Here is a 15,078-nt window from a genome sequence, read left to right as displayed (position 1 = left end):
GACCGTCCCCCCGCCCGCTCAGTCGAGCCCGAGCTTGCCGCGCAGCGTCGAGAGATCCTCGGCGAGCGTGTTGACGGCCGCGGAGAGCGTCACGCGGTCGGATTCGGTCAGGTGGTCGTAGGTGACGTAGCCGTCGCCCTCCTCGTACTTGGCGAGGATCGTGTCGACCGTGGCGAAATTGCCGTTCACCTGCTCGAGGAAGGCGGGGTCGTTCACCAGCGGCTCGACCAGTTCGACGATCTTCTGCGATCCGTCCACGTTGCCGCGGATATCCCAGAGGTCGGTGTGGCTGTAGCGGTCCTCCTCGCCGGAGATCTTGGTCGCGGCGACCTCCTCCATCAGCACGCCCGCGCCGCCGACCACCACCTCGGGCGGGAAGGTGAGGCTCTCGATCCGGCCCTGGAGCTCGGTCACGTCGGCGAGCAGCTTGTCCGCGACCGGGCCGAGCCCCTCGGTCGAGTTCTTCTCCCAGAGGCCGTATTCGACGCGGTGGAAGCCCGGAAAGGCGGGATCGGCCTCGGCCTGCTCGTAATCGTCGGCGCGGCTGTCGATCGAGACGTCGAGATCGGAGAAGAGCTCGGCGATCGGCTCCACCGCCTCGTAATGCATCCGGGTCGGCGCGAAGAGGGCCTTCGCCTGCTCGACGTCGCCGGACTTGATAGCCTCCACGAAGGTGGTCGTGTCGGACACCAGCGCGTCGACCTCCTCGGAGACGAAGATCTTGTAATCCGCGATCGGCGCGACGAGATCGAGCGTCGCATCCGCCGCGCGGGCGGTGCCCTGCGACAGCGCGAAGGCGCCCGCGGCGGCGGTCAGGGTGAACAGGCGCTTGCAAAGGCGCATTGGAAACTCCTCTGGTTTCGTTCCGTCGCCGGGCGACGGCGATGACTATCCCGACTGGCTGGAGTCCTGGCTTGCCGGGGAGATGGCTTCGATCAGCGGGCGGCCGAGATAGTCCCCGCCGTCCTGGAATCCGGGCGGGGCGAAGAAATAGCCGCCGCCCACGGGCTTGATGTATTCCTCGAGCGGCTCGCCATCGAGCCGGCGCTGCACGGCGACGAAGCCCTTCTCGAGATCCGCCTGCCAGCAGATGAAGAGCAGCCCCTGGTCGAGCTGCCCGTTCCGCAGCACGCCGTTCACGTAGTTGAACGGGCGGCGCAGGATCAGGTTCGCCTGGCTCTCCGCCGTGCGGGGATTGGCGAGGCGGATGTGGCTGTCATGCGCGGTGAGCGCGCCGTCGGGATCGGCGGCGAAATCGGGAACCATCGCCTCGGTCCCGCCCGGCCGGTCGAGCGGGGCGCCGGTCATCTTGGTCCGGCCGAAGATGCGCTCCTGCTCGCCGAGCGGAGTGCGGTCCCAGCGTTCGACGGTGTTGCGGATGATCCGGGCCGCCTGGTAGCTGCCCCCCGCCGCCCAGTCCGGCTCGTCATTCGCCGGGCCGACCCAGACCACCTTCTCCATCAGGCCCTGGTCCGCGCTGTCGGGATTGGCCGAGCCGTCGCGGAAGCCGAGCAGGTTGCGCGCGCTTTCGGGCGGCGCGCCCTTCGGCGTGACGATGACCGGGACACTGCCCATCTGGACCCATTTGAGGACGAGCTGGTCCGGGATCGTCTTCACGACGTCGCGCAGCGCGTGGACGACGGTTTCCTGGGTATGGGCGCAGAACTGGATCGAGAGATCGCCATGGGTGATCTCCGCGTCGAGCGCGTCGTTGGGAAATCTCGCCATCTGGCTCAGCGCGCGCGGCCTCAGCGGCGCGAGCCAGGGGCGGTTCTCGAACAGCGAGGCGCCGAGGCCGACGGTGATCGTCAGCGCGTCGGGCGGCACCTCCGGGCCGAGGATGCCGCTGTCGGGTGGCGGCAGCTTCGGATCCTCCTCCGCGACCGGCCCGCCATGGGTCAGGAAGACGATGCGCTCGGTCAGCCGTCGGAACAGCCGTTCGAGATCCGCCGGCGTCTCCGCGATCACGTGGAAGGCCGCGAGCGCGCCGTTGGCCGGCCTCGGCGTGGTGATGCCCGCCTGATGCGCGCCGAAGGGCGAGACCATGTCGGTGGCATGCGCCCGGTCGGCGACCGGCGCGTCCGCGACATGGCTCTGCCCGGCGGAGGCATCGGCATCGGCCCCGGCCCGGCCCGCGCGGGCGAGTACCGGGGTGGCGGCGAGCGCGGCGGCGCCGGCGAGAAGGCCGCGCCGGCTCGGGCGGAAGGTCTCGTCCCTCATCGCCGCCTACTCCAGCCCGATGGCGGCGTTGTAGGCGCCCGCCGCCCCGGCCACGGCCGCGAAGGCCTGGGCGATCTTCTCGCGCCCGGCCGTGTCGATCGTGTCGTAGGAGGGCCAGGCGCCCTCGACCATGAACCCGTCGAGCACGCTCCGCGCATTGCCGAGCGCCTTGTGGAGCGCCTCGGAAGTGGCGGGGCTGGCCGCGGCGACCAGCGGGTCGACGAGCAGCGCGGATTTCGCGATGCCGTCGAGATCGGCGGAGAATTCCGCGAGCTCGGTATGGCTGTAGGGAGTCTGCGATCCCGTCGCCTGATCGGCCACGCGCTGCGCGAAGGCGGCGGCGTTGCCGGCGAGATCGGCTGGGGCGAGGTCGAGCGCGCCGAGCCGTTCCTTCAGCGTGGCCGCGTCGGCGAGAAGCTTGTCGGCCGCGGGCTGAAGCCCCTCGGTCGTCCCCTGGCTCCAGAGGCCGTACTCGATCCGGTGGAAGCCGGTGAAGCCCGGATCCTCCTCGCGCTTCGCGAGATAGTCGGCCTGGGGGTCCATGCCGTTGGTGAGATCGCTCCAGCGGGCGGAGACCGGCGCGATCTCGCGCCAGGGCACGCGCGCCGCGGTCCAGGCGGCCTTCGCCCCCTCGACGTCGCCCGCCGCGATCCGCTCCGAGAGCGCGGCGGTCGCGGTGAGCACCTGGCCCGAGCGGCGGCCGAGGTAGACCCGGTATTCCGAGAGCGGGCCGATGAATTCCCGCGTCTCCGGCGCCGCTTGCCGCGCCTCGGATTCGGCGGTCGCGACGACGGTCAGCGTGCCGCGCGGGTTGGAGAGCAGGCCGCAGGTGATCTCGTAGGTGCCGGGCGCCAGCCGCTGGCTCAAGGTGGCGTTGAGCCCGGGCGCGATATTCTCGCGCTCGGCGACGACCATCACGCCGTCGAGGATCTCCCATTCCAGCGGCCGGTCGGAGGCGTTGTGGATCCGGAAGGTGCGCCGGCCCGCCGGCACTTCGAGCGTCGCGGGCTCGCAGGTGGCGTCGTTGACGGTCACGACGATCTCGTCGGCGGCCGGGGGCGCCGCGGTCCTGCGCGCCGCGAGCCAGAAGGCACCGATGCCGAGCAGCACCAGGACGGCCGCGCCGGCCAGCATCAGGCGCGTCGCCGTCCCGGCGGATTTCCGGGGAGTTTCAGGCATCGGGGATCAGGCCTCGCGGCGCGCCGGGCTGGCCGCCGGCGCGGAGGCCGAGGGCTCCGCCGGGCGGAAGAAGAAGAAGAGCGTCACGCCAAGCACGAGCGCCCAGAGGATCACCTCGCCGACCGCGGGGGTGTCGTGATAGCCGAACATGCCCGAGAGCAGCGTTCCGGTGACCGAGGAGAGCGGCAGCGCGCGGGAGAGATCCCAGGCGGGTTGCTGCAGGAAGTTCCAGATCCCCGCCTCGTGCAGGTTGCGCAGCACCGAGGCGGCGAGCCCGGCGGCGACGAAGATCACGAAGACCCCGGTCCAGAGGAAGAAGCGGCGCAGGTCGAGCCGGAGTCCGCCCCGGTAGATCCCGAAGCCGAGCAGCACCGCGCAGCCGATGCCGAGCAGCGCGCCGACCGGCGCCGCGGGGCCGGGGCTCTGCTGGAAGATCGCGAGCAGGAAGAAGACGGATTCGAGCCCCTCCCGCGCCACGGCGAAGAAGCTGAGTCCGATCAGGCCCCAGACCGGGCCGCGGTCGTCGGCGAAGACCGCGTCGATCTCGCTCTGCATCTGGGCGCGGATCGAGCGCGACGCCTTGCGCATCCAGAAGACCATCGAGATCAGCACGACCACCGCGACCGTTCCGATCGCCGCCTCGAAAAGCTCCTGCGTCTTCTGCGGGAAATCCCCGCCGACCGCGAGCACGGCGGCGCCGACGAAGAGCGACAGCGCGGCGGCGAGCAGGACGCCCACCCAGACCGTGGGCACGTATTCGCTCCGTCCGGTCCGCGCGAGATAGCTCGCGATGATGCCGACGATCAGAGCGGCTTCGATCCCTTCGCGGAGCATGATAAGAAACGACGCCAGCATGCGGACCCCCCCGATGCCCGTGGGCCAGGACTTCCTGACCTTTCCACTAGGTTATTGCCGTGCCTAGCGTCGCCTCCGGTTCAGCACAAGCGGGGAATCGTCACATCAGGGTAAAATTTCGCGTGGGGGCCGAGGGCGCGGCGGATCGGCGCCGACACGCGCGGGCGCCCGAGCGCCCGCGTTCGGGACGAGGATCCGCCCGGATCGCCGTGCCTCAGCGGCCCTTCATCGCATCGAGGAGCGCCGCTCCGAGGGATCCGGTCTCCTCGCGCCGGGCACCGTCGCGCGGCCGCTCGCCGCCCTTCGGCCCGCCGCCCCTCGGGCCGCCGCCTTTCGGCCCGCGCCCGCCCGGCCCCGGCGCCTCCCGGCTGTCCCGGCCGCCCGGGCGCGCGCCCGATTCGGCCTCCCTGCGCATCGTGAGCGAGATGCGCTTGCGCGGAATGTCGACCTCGAGCACGCGCACCTTCACCACGTCGCCGGCCTTCACCACCTCGCGCGGATCCTTCACGAACCGGTCGGCCAGCTGGGAGACATGGACGAGTCCGTCCTGATGCACGCCGATGTCGACGAAGGCGCCGAAGGCCGCGACATTGGTCACCGTCCCCTCGAGCCGCATGCCGGGCCTGAGGTCGGAGATCTCCTCCACCCCCTCGGCGAAACTCGCGGTGACGAAGCCGGGGCGCGGGTCGCGGCCGGGCTTCGCGAGCTCGGCGAGGATGTCGCGCACGGTGGGCAGGCCGAAGGCCGCGTCGACGAAATCCGCCGGGTCGAGCGCGCGCAGCCGCGCCTCGTCGCCCATCACCGCGCGCAGGTCGCGGCCGCAGGCGGCGACGATCCGGCGCGCGACGTCGTAGGCCTCGGGATGGACGGCGGAGGCGTCGAGCGGCTCGGCCCCGTCCCGGATCCGGAGGAAGCCCGCGCATTGCTCGAAGGCGCGGGGGCCGAGTCGGGCGACCCTCAGCAGATCGCGGCGTTTCGCGAAGGCGCCGTTCTCGTCGCGATGCGCGACGATGGCCGCGGCGAGCGACGGGCCGAGGCCGGAGACATAGGCCAGCAGCGGCGCCGAGGCGGTGTTGAGATCGACGCCGACCGCGTTCACCGCGTCCTCGACCACGCCGCCGAGCGAGCGGCCGAGCCTGTACTGGTCGACGTCGTGCTGGTACTGGCCGACGCCGATCGCCTTCGGCTCGATCTTCACGAGTTCCGCCAGCGGATCCTGCAGCCGCCGCGCGATCGAGACCGCGCCCCTGAGCGAGACGTCGAGCCCCGGCAGTTCCTTCGACGCGAGTTCGGAGGCGGAATAGACCGAGGCGCCCGCCTCCGAGACAATGACCTTGACCGGTTTCGGCGCCGGCAGGTCGGAGAGAAGTTCCGCGACCATCCGCTCGGTCTCCCGGCTCGCGGTGCCGTTGCCGATCGCGATCAGTTCGACGCCATGGGCGCGGATCAGCCGCGCGAGCGCCGCCTGCGCGCCGCGCAGGTCGTTCCTCGGCTGGAACGGATAGACGGTCTCGGTCGCGAGCACCTTGCCGGTCGCGTCGACCACGGCGACCTTCACGCCCGTGCGCACGCCCGGATCGAGCCCCATCGTCGCCCGCGCCCCGGCCGGCGCGGCCAGCAGCAGATCCTTGAGATTATGCGCGAAGACCCGGATCGCCTCCTCCTGCGCGCGCTCGCGCAGGGTGCCGAGCAGGTCGAGCATCATCGTGACGGAGAGCCGCGTCCGCCAGGCCCAGCGGGCCACCTCGCCGAGCCAGAGGTCGCCGGGCGCGGCGCCCGGCCGCACGCCGAGCGCCGCGGCGATCATCGCCTCGACGCGGGGCGCGCCCGCTTCCGGTTCCGGCCCGATGTCGAGCGTCAGCGCGCCCTCGTTCGCGCCCCGCATCATCGCGAGCGCCCGGTGGCTCGGCACGCCGGCCCATTTCTCGGAATGGGCGAAGTAGTCGGAGAATTTCGCGCCCTTCTCCTCCTGCCCGGCCACGACCTTCGCGGTGACGACGGCCTCGGCCTCGAGAAAGCCGCGCAGCCGCCCGAGCAGGGCCGCGTCCTCCGAAAGCTGCTCGGTCAGGATGTCGCGCGCGCCCGCGAGCGCCTCCTTCGCATCCGCGACCTCCGCCGTGACGAAACCCGCCGCCAGCGTCGCGGGCGCCGCGGCGCGGTCGGCGAGGATCGCCTCGGCGAGCGGCCCGAGCCCCTTCTCGCGCGCGATCATCGCCCGCGTCCGGCGCTTCGGCTTGTAGGGGAGGTAGAGATCCTCGAGCACCGCCTTGGTCTCGGCCCCGGCGATCCGGTCCTCGAGTTCCGGGGTCAGCTTGCCCTGTTCCGCGACCGAGGCGAGGATCGTCGCCCGCCGCGCCTCCAGTTCGCGCAGATAGGCGAGCCGGTCGGCGAGGTTGCGAAGCTGCGTGTCGTCGAGCCCGCCGGTCGCTTCCTTGCGGTAGCGCGCGACGAAGGGCACGGTCGCGCCCCCGTCGAGCAGCGCGACCGCGGCGGTGACCTGTTCGGGCCGCGCGCCGATCTCGGCCGCGACGGCCCGGGCGATCCGCGTCTCGGTCGCGGGGCCGGCGGCGGCGCTCACGAGATTTCCCCTTCAAACGACGGCTCGGCGGAGATCATCTTCATGGCTCGGGTCTCGCAGTGGGTCGCACGGGGTACCTTGTAGAATGACGCCCCGCGCCGGAGTCAAGCAGGCGCGGCGCCGCCGGCGGGACGGACGGTTCGCCCTTTCCTTCGCGGCGGAAATCGGCTATGCGCGCGCTTCGCGGCCTTACACCCTTGGAGGAAGGCCGTCATTGCCATTTGCAGGAGCATGAACATGGCTGAGACACCGGTTCTCGAAGCCGTGGCGCGCGCAGGGGTCGGCAAGGGGGCCGCCCGCACTGCCCGCCGCGAGGGGCTCGTCCCCGGAGTTATCTATGGTGGCGGGCAGGAGCCCGAGACCATCAACGTGAAGTTCAACGAGCTTCTGAAGGCGCTGAAGGCGGGCAAGTTCCTGTCGACGCTGCTGAACGTGAAGGTCGACGGCAAGGACAACACCGTGATCTGCCGCGCCGTGCAGCGCGACGTGGTCAAGGACCTGCCGACGCATGTCGACTTCCTGCGCCTTGCCGAGCGCAGCCGGATCAATCTCTACATCCCGGTCGAGTTCATCAACGCCGAGAAGTGCCCGGGCATCAAGCGCGGCGGCGTGCTGACCATCGTGCGTAACGAGGTCGAACTCGTCGTGACCGCGGGCAACATCCCCGAGAAGCTCACCGTCGATCTCGAGGGCCTCGCGATCAACGCGCATATCCACATCTCGGACGTGAAGCTGCCGGCCGGGACCCGTCCGACCATCACCGACCGCGATTTCGTCATCGCGAACATCCAGGCGCCGTCGGGCCTGCGCTCGGCCGAGGCCGAGGAAGCCGAGGCCGAGACGGAAGCCTGATCGCAGGGGCGGGAGATCCATGGCGGTTTCCCGCGCCGACCGCGAGAGACAGCGACGCGCCGCGGAGATTTCGCGGCGCGTTCGCATTTGGGCCCAGGGCGGAACCCGAGGTGGAACGATGAAGCTGATCGTGGGACTCGGCAATCCGGGCGCGCAATACGCGCGCAACCGGCACAACATCGGCTTTCTCGCCGTCGAGGCGATCGCCGACGCCCAGGGCTTCGGGCCGTGGCGGACGAAATTCAACGGGCTGGTCTCCGAGGGCCGGCTCGGCGCGGAGAAGGCGCTGCTGCTGAAGCCCGGGACCTTCATGAACCTCTCGGGCGACAGCGTGCGCGCCGCGATGGGCTTCTTCAAGCTGACGCCGGCCGACGTGATCGTGCTCCATGACGAACTCGACCTCGCGCCGGGCAGGCTGCGGTTCAAGACCGGCGGCGGACACGCGGGGCACAACGGGCTCCGCTCGATCGACGCGCATGTCGGCGCGGCGTTCCAGCGGCTCCGGATGGGGATCGGGCATCCGGGCGACAAGCGCCTGGTCAGCAACTACGTGCTCGGCGACTTCGCGAAGGCCGACGAGGCCTGGCTCGATCCGCTGCTCGCCGCCGTCGCGGCCGAGGCGCCGCTTCTGGCGAGCGACGGGGCGCGGTTCCTGACGGCGGTCGCCGCGCGCCTCGCGCCGCCGAGGCCGAAGGCGGAGCGGCCGGCGGAGAAGCTCGCCACCCCGGCGCCGGCGGACGGCGAAGCGGCGCCCGACGCGCCGATGGACGCGCTGCGCCGCCTCGCCGAGCGGTTCCGCTGATCCAACGGAAAAGGGCGCCTCGCGGCGCCCCGATCCTCATCCGATCTCTCAGCCTTCCTTGCGGAAGTACTTCTTCTCGCGGGGCTTTCCGTCCCAGCCGGGCTTGCCGCGCGGCTTGTCGTCGCGGGCGCCATAGGGCTTGCCGCCGCCTTCGCGATCGCCGCGGAAGGGCTTGCCGCCCGGGCCGCCGGCGGGCCGCGCCGGGCGCTCGTCCTCGCGGAATTCCCATTTCTTCAGCAGGCGGGGGTCGAAGGTGTCACGGCCGATCCGGCCTTCGTGGCACCAGACGCAGCCGATCTGGCCGTCGCTGACCGATTCGACCGCCATGCGCATCGACCCGGCGGTGAGGATCACCAGATCCCCGATCTCGTAGCTGTCCATAAACGTAACGTACTCTCTGTGGAGCGCGACGCCCCTCCGGCGCCGCGCAAGGAGCCTCTCCTATATCGCCGCGCCGCGCCGGGCAAGAGGCAAGCCCGACCGCGCCCGCCCCGGCTCAGTCGTCGTGGCCGGAGTCGTGACCCGAGTCGTGGCTTGAGGACTCGTGGCCGGAGTCGTCGCCGGAGGAATGGCTGGAGCCGCTGCTCGACGAGTGGCTGGAATCATCGGAGGAGTCGTGGCCGGAGCCACCCGATGAGTCATGGCTCGAATCGTCGCCGCCCGAGCCGGACTGGCCGCTTCCGTGATCGTCGTCCGCGTCATGGCCGCCGTCATCCGAACCCGGGGCGCCGTGATCATCGTCATCGTGACCGGCCCCGCCCGCCCCGGCCATGCCGGTCTCGTCGGAGAGAAGCTTGCCGGTGCGCGAATCGTAGACGAGTTCCCGCTCGCGCGTCGCGTCCTTCGCCTCGATCCTGAGCTGGTCTCCGGTCCGGCTCACCTCGAAATCGGTGAAGCCCTGGGTCCGAAGCCGGTCCAGCACCGCGTCGAGCGGCGAAGCCGCCCATGCCGCGGAGCCGAGAGAGAGGGCCATGAGGCCCGCCGCGATCCTGATCATCCCTTTCAATCCCCCCGAGAGCGCGGCGACCCCCGCCGCGGAGCCAGCAAGGCGCGGCGAGGGGGCGAGGACGCGGGAGGTCCGCGCCCGGCGTGCCGGCCGATCCCCCATCCGCCCGCGCGGGGCATGTTAGGGCAGCCGCGCCGCTCCGGAAAGGATCAGATCGCGGTGCCGAGCGCCTCGGCGACGGTGAAGATGTCCTTGTCGCCGCGGCCGCACATGTTCATCACGATGAGATGGTCGGCGGGCAGCGTCGGCGCGATCTTCGCGACATGGGCGAGCGCGTGGGCGGGTTCGAGCGCGGGGATGATCCCCTCGGTGACGCAGGAGAGCTGGAACGCCTCGAGCGCCTCCTTGTCGGTGATGCTCACGTATTCGACCCGGCCGACGTCGTGGAGCCAGGCATGTTCCGGCCCGATGCCCGGGTAGTCGAGCCCGGCGGAGATCGAATGCCCCTCGATGATCTGGCCGTCGTCGTCCTGCAGCAGATAGGTGCGGTTGCCGTGCAGCACGCCCGGCCGGCCGCCGGTCAGCGAGGCCGCGTGCTCCATCCGCTCGTCGACGCCATGGCCCCCCGCCTCGACGCCGATGATCCGCACGCCTTCGTCGTCGAGGAACGGATGGAACAGGCCCATCGCGTTCGAGCCGCCGCCGATGCAGGCGACGAGCGTGTCGGGAAGCCGCCCTTCGCGCTCCCGGATCTGCTCGCGCGCCTCCTTGCCGATGATCGACTGGAAGTCGCGCACCATCGCCGGATAGGGGTGCGGCCCCGCCACCGTGCCGATGCAGTAGAAGGTGTCGCGGACATTGGTCACCCAGTCGCGCAGCGCCTCGTTCATCGCATCCTTGAGCGTGCCCCGGCCGGAGGTGACGGGCACGACCTCGGCGCCGAGGAGCCGCATCCGGAAGACGTTCGGCTTCTGCCGCTCGACATCGGTCGCGCCCATGAAGACGATGCATTTCAGTCCGAACTTCGCGCAGACGGTCGCGGTCGCGACGCCGTGCTGGCCGGCGCCGGTCTCGGCGATGATCCGGGTCTTGCCCATGCGGCGGGCGAGGATGATCTGGCCGAGCACGTTGTTGATCTTGTGCGCGCCGGTGTGGTTGAGCTCGTCGCGCTTGAAGTAGATCTTCGCGCCGCCGAGCCGCTCGGTCAGCCGCGCGGCGTGATAGAGCGGCGAGGGGCGGCCGACATAATGCTTCCAGAGATCGTCCATCTCGGCCCAGAAGTCGGCGTCGGTCTTCGCCTTCTCGTATTCTGCCTCGAGATCGAGGATCAGCGGCATCAGCGTCTCGGAGACGAACCGGCCGCCGAAATCGCCGAAACGGCCGCGGGCGTCGGGGCCGGCGCGGAAGGAATTGGGCCGGGGGGCGTCTTGCATGGGGTCGGGCCTCCGCTTCGGGTGCGGCGCCTTCCTAAACGGCGACGCCCGAACCGTCCAGAGCCGATCCGCGCGGCCCCCCGCCCCCGGCGGCGAGCGCGGCGGCGGTGAAGGCGGCGATCAGCCGCGGATCCTTGTAGCCGGGCGCGATCTCGACGCCCGAGGATACATCGACCTGGGAGGCGCCGGTGGTCAGGATCGCCTCGGCGACATTCGAGGGGGTGAGCCCGCCGGCGAGCATCCAAGGCACGCTCCAGCGCCGCCCCGAGAGCAGCCGCCAGTCGAAGCTCACCCCGTTGCCGCCCGGCAGCGCCGCGTCCTTCGGCGCCCGCGCGTCGATCAGGATCTGGTCGGCGACGCGCGCGTAATCGGGCAGGACCGCGAGATCCTGCTCCTCCGCGACGCCGATCGCCTTCATCACCGGCAGACCGTAGCGCGCCCGGATCTCCGCCACCCGCTCGGGCGTCTCGGCGCCGTGGAGCTGGAGCATGTCGAGCGGGATCGTCTCGACGATCCGGTCGAGATTCTCGTTCGACGCGTTCACCGTGAGCGCGACGCGGGTGAAGCCATCCGGCATCGCCTGGACGATCCAGCGCGCATCCCCGAGCGGCAGGTGCCGCGGCGAGCGCGGAAAGAACACCAGGCCGCCATAGGAGGCGCCGGCGGTCACGGCGGCCCGAACCTCGGCGCGCGAACGCAGTCCACAGATCTTGACGCGCACGGCCGGGGGCTCAGCGGCTGATGAGCGCCAGGACCTCGTCCTCCGGCTTGCCGGTGGACGTGCGCAGCTCGTGCATTTCGCGGCTCAGCCGGGCGGCCTCGCGCGCATGTTCCGAGGCGCGGCGGCGGTGCTTGTGCTCCCGCAGCCATTCGAGCAGGTAGCCGAGGATCATGCCGACGAGGATCGACAGCAGGCTGACCAGGAAGAGCGGCACCTGAACCGAGACCGGCATCAGCGTGGCCATGCCCTCCGGCAGGAGGTTCAGCGTGACGAGCTCGCGGTTGGCGAGCGACAGGACGACGATGACCAAGAGGATCAGCGCGAGGAGGAGGATCTTCACCGTGCGCATGGCAGCTCCGGAAGTTGCGGGGGTCTATCTACTGCTGATTGAGCCGGTCGCGCAACAGCTTGCCGGTCTTGAAGAAGGGCACATGCTTCTCCTCCACGTCGACCGCGTCGCCGGTGCGCGGGTTGCGGCCCTGCCGCGCGTCGCGCCTCTTCACCGAGAAGGCGCCGAAGCCGCGCAGTTCGACCCGGTTGCCGTTCGCCATCGCGTCGATGATCTCGTCGAAGATCGTGCTGACGATCCGCTCGACATCGCGCTGAAACAGATGCGGATTTTCCTCTGCGATCTTCTGGATCAGCTCTGACTTTATCATCACCCCATCCCGTTCACCGCCGCCGGTCGAGCGGCGCGGCGCAGAAATCCTGACCGAAATCCCGATGCGGGCATACTGTCAGGAATCAGCGCATGAGGGAATAGAGCTTCACGCCCGTCCCGCGCGATATTTCTCCGAGAATCCCGCCGCTTGCGCCCCCGAGACCGAGCCAGCGGCCCACCAGCGTCTCGTCGTGCTCGACTTCGCGTTCCTCCACCGGGAGCGCGCCAAGTCCGGCTTCGCGCGATTCGAGCCAGGCCAGCGCCTCGGGCTCGCCGCCGATCTCATCCACGAGCCCGTTTCCGAGCGCGACGCGCCCGGTGAAGACCCCCCCGGTCGCCACCGCGTCGAGCCGCGCGCCCTCGAGCCCGCGCCGCGCGCCGACGAGGCCGCGGAACCAGCGGAAGCTCTCCTCGATCATCGCCTGCTCCTCGGCGCGGGCCGCGGGACTGGTCGGACGGAACGGCGAGGGTTCGGCCTTGAGCTCGGAGGAGCGCACGGTCTCGTAGCCGATGCCCATCTTCGACATCAGCTCGGTGAAGTCCGGATATTCCATGATGACGCCGATCGAGCCGGTCAGCGTGTTGCCGCGGGCGACGATGTGATCGGCCGAGAGCGCGGCGATGTAGCCGCCGGAGGCCGCGAGTTCGGAGAGCACCGCCACCACCGGCTTCTTCGCCGCGATCGCCCGGACCGAGGCATAGAGCGCCTCCGATCCCGCCGTGGTGCCGCCGGGGGAATTGATCCGCAGGATCAGCGCCTTGGTCGCGTCGTCCTCGGCGATCTTCCTCAGCAGTTCGTCGCGGTCGGGATCGTCGAGGATCATGCCCGTCACGTCGAACCGCGCGACCCGCGCATGCGGCAGATCGGCCGAGCCGAGGGCGAGGAACGCGATCACCGCGCCGAGGATGGCGGCGACGAGAAAGCCGCGCCAGAAGGCCCCGCGCCGCCATTTCCGGCGCCGTTCCTCGTAGAAATCCCGTTCGAGCGCGTCCACCGGTCCATCCTTTTCCGGGGCGCCCGGCGCCCCCGTCCGGCGCGGAAGCTAGCGCGCGGCGCAGGGAAGATGAAGGCCCGCGGCAAAGGAAAACGGCGCCGCTGGGAGGCGGCGCCGTCGCAGGATGCGGTTCGCGAGAAGCGATCAGCCGTCGCGCTTCTTCAGCGCGGCGCCGAGGATGTCGCCGAGCGAGGCGCCCGAGTCGGACGAGCCGTACTGTTCCACGGCCTCCTTCTCCTCGGCGATCTCGCGCGCCTTGATCGACAGGCCGAGCCGGCGGCTGCCCTTGTCGATGTTGGTGATGCGCGCGTCGACCTTGTCGCCCTTGGTGAAGCGCTCGGGGCGCTGCTCGGAGCGGTCGCGGGAGAGGTCGGACCGGCGGATGAAGGACTTCATCCCGTCGTATTCGACCTCGATGCCGCCGTCCTCGATCGCGGTGACGGTGACGGTGACGACATCGCCCCGCTTCACGCCCGAGGTCGCGTCGACGAAGGGATCGCCGCCGAGCGCCTTGATCGAGAGCGAGATGCGCTCCTTGTCGATGTCGACGTCGGTCACGACCGCGCGGACGACGTCACCCTTGTGGTAGTCCTGGATCGCATCCTCGCCCGACCGGTTCCAGTCGAGATCCGAGAGATGCACCATGCCGTCGATGTCGCCGTCGAGACCGATGAACAGACCGAATTCGGTGATGTTCTTGATCTCGCCCTCGACCTCGGTGCCGTTCGGATGGCTGGCGGCGAAGTTGTCCCACGGATTGCCCTGGGTCTGCTTGAGGCCAAGCGAGACGCGGCGCTTCGCGGTGTCGATCTCGAGCACGAGAACCTCGACCTCCTGGGAGGTGGAGACGATCTTGCCCGGATGGACGTTCTTCTTGGTCCAGGACATCTCAGAGACGTGCACGAGACCCTCGACCCCCGGCTCCAGCTCCACGAAGGCGCCGTAGTCGGTGATGTTGGTGACGCGGCCGAGGTGCTTGGAGCCGATCGGGAACTTGTCCTCGACCGTATCCCACGGATCGGCGAGCAGCTGCTTCATGCCGAGGCTGATGCGCTGCGTCTCCTTGTTGATCTTGATCACCTGGACCTTGACGGTCTCGCCGATGTTCAGGATCTCGCTCGGGTGGTTCACGCGGCGCCAGGCCATGTCGGTGACATGGAGCAGGCCGTCGACACCGCCGAGATCGACGAAGGCGCCGTATTCGGTGATGTTCTTGACCACGCCGTCGACCACGTCGCCCTCATGCAGCCGGGCGACGATCTCGGCGCGCTGCTCGGCGCGGGATTCCTCGAGAACCGCGCGGCGGGAGACGACGATGTTGCCGCGCCGGCGATCCATCTTCAGGATCTGGAACGGCTGGTTCATGTGCATGAGCGGGCCCGCGTCGCGGACCGGGCGCACATCGACCTGGCTGCCGGGCAGGAAGGCCACGGCGCCGCCGAGATCGACGGTGAAGCCACCCTTCACGCGGCCGAAGATCTGGCCCTCGACGCGCTCTTCCTTCGCGGCCGCCTTCTCGAGACGGTCCCAGGCCTCCTCGCGGCGGGCCTTCTCGCGGGAGAGGACCGCTTCGCCGCGGGCGTTCTCGACGCGGTCGAGATAGACCTCGACGGTGTCGCCGGGGCTCAGCTCGGCGGGCTTGCCGGCGGCGCTGAATTCCTTGAGATCGACGCGGCCTTCCATCTTGTAGCCGATGTCGATGATGGCCTGTCCCGCCTCGATGGCGAGGACGGTGCCCTTGACGACGGTACCCTCGTCGGGGGTCTCCAGCTCATAGCTTTCGTTGAGCAGGGCTTCGAAATCTTCCAGTGTCGCAGTCGACGACATTAAGTTCTC

General features: G+C 70.1%; 15 protein-coding genes. 2 read left to right on the top strand and 13 right to left on the bottom strand.

The genetic code is table 11. The features are described 5' to 3' along the window. Positions 1-18 precede the first annotated feature (18 nt). From efeO (FJM51_RS12665) to FJM51_RS12645, 5 genes are all read right to left on the bottom strand, one after another. Positions 19-843 (bottom strand): iron uptake system protein EfeO, encoded by an 825-nt coding sequence (gene efeO, locus FJM51_RS12665; RefSeq protein ID WP_140454515.1) that lies wholly within the window; start codon positions 841-843, stop codon positions 19-21. Between the two features lie 45 nt (positions 844-888). Next, complete coding sequence (gene efeB, locus FJM51_RS12660) at positions 889-2,220, bottom strand: iron uptake transporter deferrochelatase/peroxidase subunit (RefSeq protein ID WP_140454514.1); 1,332 nt, start codon at positions 2,218-2,220, stop codon at positions 889-891. Positions 2,221-2,226: 6 nt separating this feature from the next. Further along, the gene (efeO, locus tag FJM51_RS12655) at positions 2,227-3,399 is read right to left on the bottom strand and encodes an iron uptake system protein EfeO (protein WP_140454513.1); all 1,173 of its coding nucleotides are present in this window, start codon (positions 3,397-3,399) and stop codon (positions 2,227-2,229) included. Between the two features lie 6 nt (positions 3,400-3,405). Beyond that, on the bottom strand, positions 3,406-4,254 hold the full coding sequence (gene efeU, locus FJM51_RS12650) for an iron uptake transporter permease EfeU (RefSeq protein ID WP_140454512.1): 849 nt from the start codon (positions 4,252-4,254) through the stop codon (positions 3,406-3,408). 214 nt (positions 4,255-4,468) lie between these two features. Then, entirely contained in the window at positions 4,469-6,832 is a 2,364-nt protein-coding gene (locus tag FJM51_RS12645; RefSeq protein WP_140454511.1) for a Tex family protein, read from the bottom strand. 237 nt (positions 6,833-7,069) lie between these two features. Between FJM51_RS12645 and FJM51_RS12640 the strand changes: the two genes are divergently transcribed. Both FJM51_RS12640 and pth read left to right on the top strand, forming a co-directional pair. Continuing rightward, the gene (locus FJM51_RS12640; RefSeq protein ID WP_140454510.1) at positions 7,070-7,684 is read left to right on the top strand and encodes a 50S ribosomal protein L25/general stress protein Ctc; all 615 of its coding nucleotides are present in this window, start codon (positions 7,070-7,072) and stop codon (positions 7,682-7,684) included. Between the two features lie 118 nt (positions 7,685-7,802). Next, positions 7,803-8,486 (top strand): aminoacyl-tRNA hydrolase, encoded by a 684-nt coding sequence (pth, locus tag FJM51_RS12635; RefSeq protein WP_140454509.1) that lies wholly within the window; start codon positions 7,803-7,805, stop codon positions 8,484-8,486. Between the two features lie 48 nt (positions 8,487-8,534). Here pth and FJM51_RS12630 read toward each other — a convergent pair whose 3' ends face one another. The 8 genes from FJM51_RS12630 to rpsA all read right to left on the bottom strand — a co-directional run bounded on the left by FJM51_RS12630 (position 8,535) and on the right by rpsA (position 15,069). Continuing rightward, positions 8,535-8,867 (bottom strand): hypothetical protein, encoded by a 333-nt coding sequence (locus FJM51_RS12630; RefSeq protein ID WP_140454508.1) that lies wholly within the window; start codon positions 8,865-8,867, stop codon positions 8,535-8,537. 115 nt (positions 8,868-8,982) lie between these two features. After that, on the bottom strand, positions 8,983-9,483 hold the full coding sequence (locus FJM51_RS12625) for a hypothetical protein (RefSeq protein WP_140454507.1): 501 nt from the start codon (positions 9,481-9,483) through the stop codon (positions 8,983-8,985). A 158-nt stretch (positions 9,484-9,641) separates the two neighbouring features. Then, positions 9,642-10,865: a tryptophan synthase subunit beta gene (trpB, locus tag FJM51_RS12620; protein ID WP_140454506.1), complete on the bottom strand. Its 1,224-nt coding sequence runs from the start codon at positions 10,863-10,865 to the stop codon at positions 9,642-9,644. A 34-nt stretch (positions 10,866-10,899) separates the two neighbouring features. After that, positions 10,900-11,586 carry a phosphoribosylanthranilate isomerase gene (locus FJM51_RS12615; RefSeq protein ID WP_140454505.1) on the bottom strand — a complete coding sequence of 229 codons (687 nt, stop codon included), beginning with the start codon at positions 11,584-11,586 and terminating at the stop codon, positions 10,900-10,902. Between the two features lie 10 nt (positions 11,587-11,596). Beyond that, entirely contained in the window at positions 11,597-11,935 is a 339-nt protein-coding gene (locus FJM51_RS12610; RefSeq protein WP_140454504.1) for a LapA family protein, read from the bottom strand. 28 nt (positions 11,936-11,963) lie between these two features. Further along, positions 11,964-12,245 (bottom strand): integration host factor subunit beta, encoded by a 282-nt coding sequence (ihfB, locus tag FJM51_RS12605; protein ID WP_140454503.1) that lies wholly within the window; start codon positions 12,243-12,245, stop codon positions 11,964-11,966. Positions 12,246-12,330: 85 nt separating this feature from the next. Further along, positions 12,331-13,242, bottom strand: a complete 912-nt coding sequence (gene sppA / locus FJM51_RS12600) for a signal peptide peptidase SppA (protein WP_140454502.1) — start codon at positions 13,240-13,242, stop codon at positions 12,331-12,333. Between the two features lie 144 nt (positions 13,243-13,386). Continuing rightward, positions 13,387-15,069 carry a 30S ribosomal protein S1 gene (gene rpsA / locus FJM51_RS12595; RefSeq protein ID WP_140454501.1) on the bottom strand — a complete coding sequence of 561 codons (1,683 nt, stop codon included), beginning with the start codon at positions 15,067-15,069 and terminating at the stop codon, positions 13,387-13,389. Positions 15,070-15,078: the final 9 nt, after the last annotated feature.

The sequence above is a fragment of the Amaricoccus solimangrovi genome, from assembly GCF_006385685.1.
GTDB lineage: Bacteria > Pseudomonadota > Alphaproteobacteria > Rhodobacterales > Rhodobacteraceae > Amaricoccus > Amaricoccus solimangrovi.
This window is presented reverse-complemented; position numbering and strand designations above follow the sequence as displayed.